At 73.7% G+C, this 10343-nt stretch carries 12 protein-coding genes; 8 read left to right on the top strand and 4 right to left on the bottom strand.

Annotated elements, in window-relative coordinates; genetic code table 11:
• Positions 1–44: 44 nt before the first annotated feature.
• Positions 45–905, bottom strand: coding sequence for a dihydropteroate synthase (gene folP / locus E1265_RS26975; protein ID WP_132933608.1), 861 nt, complete (start codon positions 903–905; stop codon positions 45–47).
• A gap of 106 nt (positions 906–1011) precedes the next feature.
• Between folP and E1265_RS26970 the strand changes: the two genes are divergently transcribed.
• Positions 1012–1371, top strand: coding sequence for a DivIVA domain-containing protein (locus E1265_RS26970; protein ID WP_132933606.1), 360 nt, complete (start codon positions 1012–1014; stop codon positions 1369–1371).
• A 1-nt stretch (position 1372) separates the two neighbouring features.
• Here the strand turns inward: E1265_RS26970 and E1265_RS26965 are convergent, their stop codons facing one another.
• Positions 1373–2182, bottom strand: a complete 810-nt coding sequence (locus tag E1265_RS26965) for an enoyl-CoA hydratase-related protein (RefSeq protein WP_132933605.1) — start codon at positions 2180–2182, stop codon at positions 1373–1375.
• A 210-nt stretch (positions 2183–2392) separates the two neighbouring features.
• Between E1265_RS26965 and E1265_RS26960 the strand changes: the two genes are divergently transcribed.
• Complete coding sequence (locus E1265_RS26960) at positions 2393–2560, top strand: DUF3117 domain-containing protein (RefSeq protein ID WP_019434894.1); 168 nt, start codon at positions 2393–2395, stop codon at positions 2558–2560.
• A 124-nt stretch (positions 2561–2684) separates the two neighbouring features.
• On the opposite strand, the gene E1265_RS26955 is transcribed toward E1265_RS26960, so the two are convergent.
• Positions 2685–3404: an O-methyltransferase gene (locus E1265_RS26955; RefSeq protein ID WP_132933603.1), complete on the bottom strand. Its 720-nt coding sequence runs from the start codon at positions 3402–3404 to the stop codon at positions 2685–2687.
• Positions 3405–3542: 138 nt separating this feature from the next.
• On the opposite strand from E1265_RS26955, the gene sigE reads away from it, so the two are divergent.
• From sigE to E1265_RS26930, 5 genes are all read left to right on the top strand, one after another.
• Positions 3543–4355: an RNA polymerase sigma factor SigE gene (gene sigE / locus E1265_RS26950; RefSeq protein WP_132933602.1), complete on the top strand. Its 813-nt coding sequence runs from the start codon at positions 3543–3545 to the stop codon at positions 4353–4355.
• Positions 4352–5158, top strand: coding sequence for an anti-sigma factor (locus tag E1265_RS26945; RefSeq protein WP_132933601.1), 807 nt, complete (start codon positions 4352–4354; stop codon positions 5156–5158). The genes sigE and E1265_RS26945 overlap by 4 nt, the downstream gene beginning before the upstream one ends.
• Before the next feature lie 147 nt (positions 5159–5305).
• Entirely contained in the window at positions 5306–6808 is a 1503-nt protein-coding gene (locus E1265_RS26940) for a trypsin-like peptidase domain-containing protein (protein ID WP_132933600.1), read from the top strand.
• 111 nt (positions 6809–6919) lie between these two features.
• Positions 6920–7435, top strand: a complete 516-nt coding sequence (locus E1265_RS26935; RefSeq protein ID WP_132933599.1) for a sec-independent translocase — start codon at positions 6920–6922, stop codon at positions 7433–7435.
• A gap of 135 nt (positions 7436–7570) precedes the next feature.
• Positions 7571–8248, top strand: coding sequence for a hypothetical protein (locus tag E1265_RS26930; protein ID WP_132933598.1), 678 nt, complete (start codon positions 7571–7573; stop codon positions 8246–8248).
• Between the two features lie 24 nt (positions 8249–8272).
• Here E1265_RS26930 and E1265_RS26925 read toward each other — a convergent pair whose 3' ends face one another.
• Positions 8273–9424, bottom strand: coding sequence for an Mrp/NBP35 family ATP-binding protein (locus E1265_RS26925; RefSeq protein WP_132933597.1), 1152 nt, complete (start codon positions 9422–9424; stop codon positions 8273–8275).
• Between the two features lie 125 nt (positions 9425–9549).
• Between E1265_RS26925 and E1265_RS26920 the strand changes: the two genes are divergently transcribed.
• Complete coding sequence (locus E1265_RS26920; RefSeq protein WP_243741130.1) at positions 9550–10305, top strand: hypothetical protein; 756 nt, start codon at positions 9550–9552, stop codon at positions 10303–10305.
• Positions 10306–10343 lie beyond the last annotated feature (38 nt).

Raw genomic sequence — 10343 nt, 5'->3', positions numbered from 1 at the left:
AGCCCGCGCGGAGCGCGAGAGGGTGGGTGGGGGAAAACCGGCCGTCAGGCCAGGCCGCGGCGGGTGGCCGCCGGCGGCCGGTGCCCGGCGACGCTCGCCACCATGTCCAGCACCTGCCGCGTCTCCGCCACCTCGTGCACCCGGTACACCCGCGCCCCGAGCCAGGCCGACACGGCCGTCGTCGCCAGCGTCCCCAACAGCCGCTCCCGCACCGGCAGGTCCAACGTCTCGCCGACGAAGTCCTTGTTGGAGAGCGACACCAGCACCGGCCACCCCGTCGCCGTCATCTCGTCGAGGCGGCGCGTCGCCTCCAGCGAGTGGCGGGTGGACTTGCCGAAGTCGTGGCCCGGATCGATCAGCACCGCGTCCCGCCGGACGCCGAGCGCGACCGCGCGCTCGGCGAGGCCGACGGTGACCCGCAGGATGTCGGCCATCACGTCCTCGTAGGTGACGCGGTGCGGCCTGGTGCGCGGGCGGGCGCCGCCCGCGTGGGTGCAGACAAGGCCGACGCCGTGCCGGGCCGCGACCTCCGCGAGGCGCGGGTCGACGCCGCCCCAGGCGTCGTTGAGCAGGTCGGCGCCGGCCGCGCAGACGGCCTCACCGACCTCGTGCCGCCAGGTGTCGACGCTGATCACCACGTCCGGGTGGCGGCGCCGCACCTCGGCGACGAAGCCGGCCGTGCGGCGGATCTCCTCCGCCGCGTCCACCTCAGCGCCGGGGCCGGCCTTGACCCCGCCGACGTCGATGATGGCGGCGCCCTCGGCCACGGCGCGCTCCACCCTGGCCAGCGCCGGCTCGTCGCCGAAGGTGGCGCCCTGGTCGTAGAAGGAGTCGGGGGTGCGGTTGACGATCGCCATGATCACGGGCTCGTGGGGCCCGAACTCGCGCGTCCCAAGACGCAGGATCCGCTCTTCTCCTCGCACAACGCACGAACCTACCTCGAACCCGGCTGGCGCATGCTGTCGGTGCGGCATGCGACCATCGCAACGAAGGCAGGAAGGGGAGGCAGGCATGTTCTTGTTTCTGGTGGCCGCCATGGTCGTGGTGATCGCCGCCGTCACCCTCGCGGTGCTCGGCAGCGGGGACGGCTCGGGCGGGCCGGCCACCGGCGGTCTCGCGGACGCGCCGCCGGACCGGCTCGACGATCCGCTGCCCAGGGACCGGCCGGTCGGCCCGGCGGACGTGGTGCGGGTGCGGCTGCCGGTCGCGCCGCGCGGCTACCGGATGGCCGAGGTGGACGACGTGCTCGACCGGCTGGCCGCCGAGCTCGCCGAGCGGGACGCGCGGATCACCGAGTTGGAGACGGCGCTGGCCGGCGCGCAGGCCCTGGCGCTGCACAAGGACCAGGGCCCGGCCGTCGAGCGGGACTGAGCTACCTGCCGTCGAACGTGGGGCGTTCCTTGGCGAGGAACGCGGCGACGGCCGCCCGGTGGTCGGCCGTGGCGCCCGCCGTGGCCTGGAGTCTGGCCTCCAGGTCCAGGGTCGCGGCGAGCGAGTGCTCAGCCGCGAAGGCGAGGGCCTGCTTGAGCGCGGCGTAGGCCACCGTAGGGCCCTTGGCGAGGCGGGCCGCGATCTCCCTGGCCGCCGCCGGCAGCTCGGCGTCCGGCACCACGCGCTGCGCGATGCCGAGCCGCTCGGCCTCGGCCGCGTCCATCCGGCGCGGGAAGAGCAGCAGGTCGGTGGCGCGGGCCGGGCCGACGACGCGCGGCAGGGTCCAGGAGAGGCCGGAGTCGGCGGTGAGGCCGATGCCGGCGAAGGCCGTGTTGAAGGACGCGCCGGCGGCCACCACGCGGTAGTCGGCGGCGAGCGCGAAGCCGAGGCCGGCGCCGGCCGCCGCCCCGTTGACGGCGGCGACCACCGGCTTGGGCATTTCGGCCAGCGTCCGCGCGATGGGGCCGTAGTGCTCGGCCACCGTCCGCATGGCACCGCCGGGTCCCGCACCGCCGGGTTCCGCCTCGCCGGCGAGCGCGTCGGCGTGTTCGCCGAGGTCCTGCCCGACGCAGAACGCGCGGCCGTTGGCCGCCAGCAGCACGGCCCGCACGCCGGGGTCGCCGGCCGCCTCGCGCACCGCCGCGAGGAGGGCCTCCTTGGTCGGGAGATCGAGGGCGTTCAGCGCTTCGGGGCGATTCAGGGTGACGGTGACGAGACCGTCGGTCGCTTCATAGAGAACGGTGTCGGCCATGTCTCACAGCATGTCCCAGGCCGCGACGCTATCGCGGTCAATCGCCGAATTGGGTGGTTTTGCGATCTCGCGTTGCCGAAGGGATATCGCCCGATGTTGGTCATCGGGACGGTCCATGCGGGATAATGGCCGGAAGCAATGTGTTCGAGGCCGGTGACCCCCCGGGGGGTTCCCGGCCGCGATGAGCTTGGTTCAGGAAGGGGAACGAGCATGGCGGCCATGAAGCCGCGGACGGGCGATGGTCCGCTTGAGGTGACCAAGGAGGGGCGGGGCATCATCATGCGCGTTCCGCTTGAGGGCGGTGGCCGACTCGTCGTCGAGCTGACCCCGGACGAGGCGGTGGCACTCGATGAGGAGCTCAAGAAGGTGACCGGCTGAGGCTCCCCGGACCTCGTCTGGGCGGCCCCTCAAGCCGCCGAGCCGATCCCTCGCATTCGGCGCCGCCCCGGACCCCCGGGGCGGCGCCGTTTGCCGTGCCGGGAGGGCGTTCCCAGGACAGGGCCTAGGCGGCCCAGGCCCGGGCCGCGCACAGCAGCCCGTCGCCGACCGGCAGCAGCGCCGGCATCAGCTCCTTGCTCTCCCGCACCGTGCGCAGCAGCTCCCGCAGCCTGCGCACCTCGGTGGGCTGGGCCGCCGAGTCCACCGTGCGGCCGCCGGCGAACACCCCGGCGAAGCAGACCAGGCCACCGGGGCGCAGCAGCCGCAACGATTCTGCGAGGTACTCGAGGTACTCGAGGCGGTCGCCGTCGCAGAAGACCAGGTCGTAGCCGCCGTCCGTGAGCCGGGGCAGCACGTCGAGGGCGTGGCCGGGGATGAACCGTGCCCGGTTCGGCGCGTGGCCGGCCATCCGGAAGGCCTGCCGGGCGAACTGCTGCCGCTCCGGCTCGATGTCGACGGTGGTCAGCACGCCCTCGGGGCGCATCCCGCGGAGCAGGTACATGCCCGAGACGCCGGTGCCGGTGCCGATCTCCACCACGGCCCGCGCCCCGGTGGCGGCGGCCAGCAGCCGCAGCGCGTCGCCGTTGCCGGGCGTGACGGCGCGGACGCCGGCCTCCCGTGACCGTTCCATGGCCCAGGACAGCGCCGCACCCTCGGCGGTCTCGGCGTCCGGTGCGCCATACGCCTCGGCGAACGCCCAGCTCGTCAGCCGGTTGCCGGTAATGGCCCTCTCCTGTCCCCGTCTGTCACGCGCTTTGAGGGTATCGACTTCCGGGGGGAACAGGACGCGCGGAGTGCTCGTTGGACCCTGTGCACCCGGTGTTGGTGCACCTGGTGTTCCCTCGGCGGCGGCGACCGCGGCGGGGGAGCGTCGGGTAAAGCGGTGAATATTTCTTATCCGGAGCTAACGGGCGAGGTGGCTATGGTAGGGACCCGACTGGACACCACCAGAGCCGACAGGGGAGGTGCGGCCACGTCCGCTGGCCGCGGAGTGCTGAGACGCATTTTGCGGTCCTCCGGCGGGCCGAATTCTGTGACAGACAACGCTGACGCTGACCGGGGACAGGGCATCGACGAGGCCATCGACGGCGCGAGCGCCCCGAGCGCCGTCGCGACGTTCACCACCGGTGGCGACGGCCAGAGCTGGGCCCCGCCCAGCTGGGAAGAGATCGTCAGCACCCACAGCGCCCGGGTCTACCGGCTCGCCTACCGCCTCACGGGCAACCAACACGACGCCGAGGACCTGACGCAGGAGGTCTTCGTCCGCGTCTTCCGTTCGTTGTCCACCTACACCCCGGGCACGTTCGAGGGCTGGCTGCACCGCATCACCACCAACCTGTTCCTGGACTCCGTCCGCCGCAAGCAGCGCATCAGGTTCGACGCCCTCGCCGAGGACGCCGCCGACCGGCTGCCGAGCCGCGAGCCCACCCCCCAGCAGCACTTCAACGACACCCACTTCGACGCGGACGTGCAGCAGGCGCTGGACACCCTCGCGCCCGACTTCCGTGCCGCCGTGGTGCTCTGCGACATCGAGGGCCTGAGCTACGAGGAGATCGCCACCACGCTCGGCGTCAAGCTCGGCACGGTCCGCAGCCGCATCCACCGGGGCCGCTCCCACCTGCGCAAGGCCCTGAAGCACCGCTCGCCGCGTGGGCGCGGCGAGGCGGCCGAGCAGCCCCTCCTGGCCGTGGTGCCCGGCCCCGCGCTCGTGCGGGAAGGCGGGGCCGCCGAGTGAGCAGTGCCGCGGAGACCGGCCCGGCTGACCACCACCTCGGGGAGAGCCTGGCGGCCCTGGTCGACGGCGAGCTGTCGCATGACAGCCGCGACCGGGTGCTCGCCCATCTCGCCACCTGTCCCAGTTGCAAGGCGGAGGCGGACGCGCAGCGCGAGCTGAAGAGCGTGTTCGCGAGCAGCCCGCTGCCCGTCCCCTCGGCTGGGCTGCTCGCCAGGCTCCAGGGCCTGCCCGCCACCGCCGCCGAGGAGTCGGCGGAGCCCGGTTCGCAGGACCCGCCGGGCCCCTCAGACCCATCCCCCTCGGGCGGCTTCCGGCTTGGCATGCTGCCGGGCGGCAAGAGCGGTGAGCCGCTGCTCGGCCCGCCGACGCTCGGCTCGGAGCGCGGCTTCCGGATACACCAGCCGGGCTCGGCCCGGGGGAACCGGAGTCACCGGCTCGCCTTCGCCGCGGCCGGCGCGGTCTCCGTCGCCGCCTTCGCGCTCGGCGGCGTGATGAGCGGTGTTGGCGCCTTCACCGCGGCAGGCGGCGGCTCGTCGGCGCCCAGCACGGTCTCGCCCGGCAGCCTCAACCCGCTCGCCGTGGCCCGCACCACGGCCGGCCGTTCCGACAAGGACATCCGCCCGGTCTCCGTGTTCACCGCGCAGTCGGTCGGGCTGAGCGGCGCGGTGGGCCCCATGGTGACCAACGGCCAGTTGCTTCCCCAGCTCACGCTCGAGTTGACGACGGGTCCCGTGGCCCCCACGTCCGCCAGCTCCACGATGGCGGCGGAGTCCGGCGTTCCGGGAGTCGTGAGCCCCCGCTGAATTCGGGCGACTGACCTGGTTCAATTCTGTGTTCAGTTCAGTGCTCGCTTCCATGCCGGGTTCCCGCGCCCGAGCGGCACGGAAGCTCGGAACAGCAGGGGCGCCGCCCCGGGCGGGTGGCGCCGACGACGATGGGGATCAGCTGCGATGGACAAGGGGAATGGCCTGCCCGGCCGCCAGGGAGGCTCCCAGGCCGACTGGGGAGCCGCCCGGCAGCGGCCGGAGGACGACGCCGACTCCCGCCCCGGCCACGACCCGTACGGCACGCCGCCGTACGGTCAGCCGGGCCCGTGGGCCCCGGCGCCGCCCGTCCAGCGGCCCAACCCGACGCCGCCCGCCGGCACTTTCGTGCCGCCGCCCGGGTCCACCACCCCGCCGGCAGGCACGGGCCTGCCGCCCGGCGCCTTCCCGCCGCCGCCCGCCGCGCCCCACCCGAGCACGACCACGCTGCCCGGCGCTCCGCCGGCTGGCCGCTACGACCCCTGGGCCGCATCCCCGGCCATGCCCCCGGCGCCCGGCGCGCCGGCGGGGCCCGAGCCGGCGCCCGGCGCCCGCCGGCCCGCCCGCCTGGTGGCGGCGGCCGCGCTGATCGCCCTGCTCGCCGGCATCCTCGGCGGCACCATTGGCATCTACCTGGAGCGCAACGGCGCCTTCAGCGACGTGAGGCTCCCGCAGACCCGCGCCGAGGCGAACCCGCCGGCCGAGGGCAGCATCGCCGGCATCGCGAGCGCCGTGCTGCCCGCCGTCGTCACCCTGCACGTCTCCGGCGGCGGCGCGGCCGGCACCGGCACCGGCTTCGTGCTCGACGACACCGGCCACATCCTCACCAACGCGCACGTGGTCCGCCCCGCCGGGGCCAACGGCGTGATAGAGGTCACCTTCAGCAGCGGCGACACGGCCCGCGCCGAGGTCGTCGGGCAGGACAGCGGCTACGACCTGGCCGTGGTCCGGGTCACCGGGGTCTCCGGGCTCACCCCCGTCGAGCTCGGCGACTCGGACGCGGTGCGCGTCGGCGACCCGGTGGTGGCCATCGGCGCGCCCTTCGACCTGGAGGGCACCGTCACCTCCGGCATCATCAGCGCCACCGAGCGCCCCATCACCGCGGGCGGCGAGGAGGTCGACGGCTCCGACATCAGCTACGTCAACGCGCTCCAGACCGACGCCCCGATCAACCCGGGCAACTCCGGCGGCCCCCTGGTGGACGTCAACGGCCGGGTCATCGGCGTCAACAGCGCCATCCGCACCGGCGACAGCGGCGGCCTCGAAAGCGGTCAGGGCGGCAGCGTCGGGCTTGGCTTCGCCATCCCCATCAACCAGGCCAAGGACGTCGCCGAGCAGCTGATCAACACCGGTCGCGCCACCCACCCCGTGATCGGTGTGACGCTCGACACCGGCTACCTCGGCGACGGCGCTCGGGTCGGCAGCTCGACCGGCGACCCGGCCGTGGTGCCCGGCGGCCCGGCCGACCAGGCCGGCGTCGAGGACGGCGACGTGATCACCGCCGTGGACGGCGACCGGGTGCGCAGCGGGGACGAGCTGATCGTGAAGATCCGCAGCCACCGACCAGGCGACGAGCTGACGCTGACCGTGGAGCGCGGCGGGGAGGATCTCGAGCTGGTCGTCACCCTCGGGGAGTCCGCCGGTGAGTGACCGCCCGGCGTCGTACCGACCGTTCACCCTCCGGTGGGGTCCGGTATCTCCCGTCCGGCGCCGCGGCCAGGTACCGTTTCGTATCAACCGCTTGCGTGAGGGAGCTGACGGATGTTTTTCGACATAGGGTCTCTGGAGTTCCTCACGCTCATCGTCCTCGCCATCCTCGTCTTCGGCCCCGAGAAGCTGCCGAAGATGATCCAGGACGCGGCCCGCTTCCTGCGCAAGATCCGCGAGTTCTCGGACAGCGCCAAGCGGGACATCAGGGAGGAGCTCGGCCCCGAGTTCAAGGACTTCGAGTTCGAGGACCTCAACCCGAGGACGTTCGCGAAGAAGCACCTGCTCGACAAGGACGAGTTCGGGCTCAAGGAGCTCACCAGCAGCCTCGACGTGCGCAAGGAGCTGACCGAGGTCGGCGACGCGATCAACGGCCGGACCACGACCCCCCGCACCAGCCTGGACAAGGCGGGCCTCGACAAGGCAGTGCTGGGCAAGGCCGACCTGACCAAGCCGGCGGGCGGCGCGGCGGCGGCCGCCTCCGGCGGCGGTGCGGTCAACCTGGACAAGGGCGCCCGGCCGGCCGCCGAGGCCCAGCCCGCCGCCCCGTTCGACGCCGACGCCACCTGAGTGGAATCAACCGCCTTCCCGGGGTAAGGCTCCGCCCGAGCTCCCGGCATGCCCGGACACCTCCGATGCGGATGGCTATCCTCCCTATGTCCGGGGTGTGCCCAGGACGAGGGCAACGAGGAGGCGTCGCGTTACATGGAGACCACCAGTCAGGCAGAGCCGCAGGACGCGACAGGCGGCCCTGGTGAGTCCGGGGACGAGACCCCGCAGGGGGTGCCGGGGGCGCGCCGCGCGGTCGAGGGGTTCCTGTCAGCCGGGTTCCCCTGGTACGGGCTGGACGAGGCGTTCAGCGGCCCGCGCTGGCTGATGCAGGTGGGCACGGCGGCGGACGGCACCGTCGAGCACGGCTCGACGGGGCACGGCGACGAGCCCTCGCTGCGGGCCGAGCTCGGCCACGACGACCAGCGGTTCGCGGTCGTGGTGACCGTCGCCAGCCGCCCGGTGCGGCGCAGCCCGGACGGCACGGGCGTGCTGGAGGCCACCTCGGTCTCCTCGGCCGCCTGGCTGGCCGGCTCAGGGCTGCTGTCCTGCACCTGGCCGGCGCAGATGGAGCGCGCCCTGCGGCAGGACTGGCTCGAGCAGCAGACCGCCATCGCCTGGGAGCTCGCCGACGACCTGCACGGCGGCGGCTGGTCCATGCTGTCGCTGCCGGTGGACGGGGTGCCGGCCGACTTCCACTACCGCGAGTCCGAGTACGGCTGGGTCCTCGCCGGCGCTGCCCACCACGACGTGCACCTCGGCGCCTACGGCCGCGGCATGAGCGCCTACGGCCTGGGCTTCGCCGTCGTCAAGGACATCGAGAGCTACGCGTGACCGGCCCGCGCCGACCGGCGCGGGTCAGAACTTGGCGCGCGGCGTGAGCCCGAGCGAGAGCCCGGCCAGGCCGCGCCGCCGCCCGCCGAGCGCGGCGGCCACCTGACGCAGCGAGGCGCCGGCCGGCGAGTCCGGGTCGGACAGCACGACGGGCTCGCCCGCGTCGCCGCCCTCCCGCAGCCGCACGTCGATCGGGATGGTGCCGAGCACCGGCACCTCGGCGCCGGTCGCCCTGGTCAGCCCCTCGGCGACCCGCTGGCCGCCGCCGGTGCCGAAGACGTCCACCATGTCCCCGCAGTGCGGGCACGGCAGCCCGGACATGTTCTCCACCACGCCGACGATCTTCTGGTGCGTCTGCACCGCGATCGAGCCGGCCCGCTCGGCCACCTCGGCCGCCGCCTGCTGCGGGGTGGTGACCACCAGGATCTCCGCGTTGGGCACCAGCTGTGCCACCGAGATCGCGATGTCGCCCGTGCCGGGCGGCAGGTCGAGCAGCAGTACGTCGAGATCGCCCCAGTAGACGTCGGCCAGGAACTGCTGCAGCGCCCGGTGGAGCATCGGGCCACGCCACACCACGGGCGTGTTGCCCGGCGTGAACATCCCGATCGAGATCACCTTCACGCCGTGCGCCGACGGCGGCATGATCATGTTCTCCACCTGGGTGGGGGTGGCGTCCGTGCCCAGCATCCTGGGCACCGAGTGGCCGTAGATATCGGCGTCGACCACGCCGACCTTGAGCCCGTCGGCCGCCAGCGCCGCCGCCAGGTTCACCGTGACCGAGGACTTGCCGACGCCGCCCTTGCCGGAGGCGACCGCGTACACCCTGGTCAGCGAGCCAGGCTTGGCGAACGGCACCTCGCGCTCCGCCTGCCCGCCGCGCAGCGCCGTCGCCAGCTCCTTGCGCTGCTCGTCGCTCATCACGTCGAGCTGCACGCGCACCTCGCGCACGCCGGGCAGCGCACCCACCGCGTCGCGCACCCCGCTGGTGATCGTGTCCCGCATCGGGCAGCCCTGGACCGTCAGATACACCCCGACGCTCACGGTGCCGTCCGCCGCGATGTCGATCGACTTGACCATGCCGAGGTCGGTGATCGGGCGGTGGATCTCCGGATCGTTCACCCGGCTCAGCGCGGAACGGACGGCGTCCTCGGTGAGGAGGGGGGTTTCGGTAGCCATGCCCCGATGGTACGGCCGACGCGCCGTCACCGGAGTGCCGCCACCCCCGGCCCCATGCCGGGGTGCGCCGGCTTGCCGGTACGCTGCGCCTCACCGGCCCGTGACCTCGACGAGAGGCAGTCGACGTGACATCTTCCGTGTCCTCAACCTTCCCCGGCTGGCGCAGGGTTGTGACGGCCGTGGGGTGCGCCGGTTTACTCGCGATCGGGCCCGTCGGCTGCGGCGGCGAGGAGGACCCGGACGCGGGCACCAACGGGCTCGCGAGCCTCACGCCGGCGGAGATCGAGGAGCGTGCCGAGGCGGCGGCGGGCGAGGCCACGGCGGTGCGGCTCTCCGGGACGGTGATCACCGAGGGCGAGTCGTTCCGGCTCGACGTGCGGCTCGGCGTGGACGGCGGCTTCGGCGAGGTCTCGGCGGAGGGCGGCGAGACGTTCGAGCTGCTGCGGGTCGAGCAGGACCTCTACATGAAGGCCGACGCGGCCTTCTGGGAGAGCGAGGGTATCCCCGAGGAGCTGGAGTCCGACCCGGCGGAGACCCTCGAGGGCATGTACGTGCGGGTGGCGGAGGACGACCCGGCGTACGAGCAGCTGACCGCCTTCACGGACATGAACGTGCTCTTCGACAACCTGCTGACGCTGGACGGCGAGCGCGAGGTGGGGGAGCGGGGCGAGGTCGACGGCACCCAGACCATCAGCGTCCTCGCGGACGGCGGCGCCGGCGGCACGCTGGACGTCGCGCTGATCGGCACGCCGTACCCGCTGCGGCTCCAGCGGCCGGGGGAGGCGGGCGAGCTGTTGATGTCCGACTGGGACGAGGACTTCGACCTGCACGCGCCGGAGGAGGACCAGATCCTCGACTACGGCGACGAGCTGGTCGACTGAGCGACCGCGCGCCGCGCGCGTGCGGCGCGTTTCTCCCC

It is taken from the genome of Streptomyces sp. 8K308 (assembly GCF_004348315.1).
In the GTDB taxonomy this organism is placed as follows: Bacteria; Actinomycetota; Actinomycetes; order Streptomycetales; family Streptomycetaceae; genus Streptomyces.
The sequence above is the reverse complement of the archived record's forward strand: the minus strand, read 5'-3'. Positions and strand labels throughout refer to the sequence as shown.

Bases quoted from the DNA above. Each gene is read 5' to 3' on its own strand.
- E1265_RS26970 (WP_132933606.1), top strand. From the start codon at position 1,012: ATGTTCTTGTTTCTGGTGGCCGCCATGGTCGTGGTGATCGCCGCCGTC.
- E1265_RS26930 (WP_132933598.1), top strand. From the start codon at position 7,571: ATGGAGACCACCAGTCAGGCAGAGCCGCAGGACGCGACAGGCGGCCCT.
- sigE (WP_132933602.1), top strand. From the start codon at position 3,543: ATGGTAGGGACCCGACTGGACACCACCAGAGCCGACAGGGGAGGTGCG.
- E1265_RS26960 (WP_019434894.1), top strand. From the start codon at position 2,393: ATGGCGGCCATGAAGCCGCGGACGGGCGATGGTCCGCTTGAGGTGACC.
- E1265_RS26965 (WP_132933605.1), bottom strand. From the start codon at position 2,182: ATGGCCGACACCGTTCTCTATGAAGCGACCGACGGTCTCGTCACCGTC.
- E1265_RS26935 (WP_132933599.1), top strand. From the start codon at position 6,920: ATGTTTTTCGACATAGGGTCTCTGGAGTTCCTCACGCTCATCGTCCTC.
- E1265_RS26940 (WP_132933600.1), top strand. From the start codon at position 5,306: ATGGACAAGGGGAATGGCCTGCCCGGCCGCCAGGGAGGCTCCCAGGCC.
- E1265_RS26925 (WP_132933597.1), bottom strand. From the start codon at position 9,424: ATGGCTACCGAAACCCCCCTCCTCACCGAGGACGCCGTCCGTTCCGCG.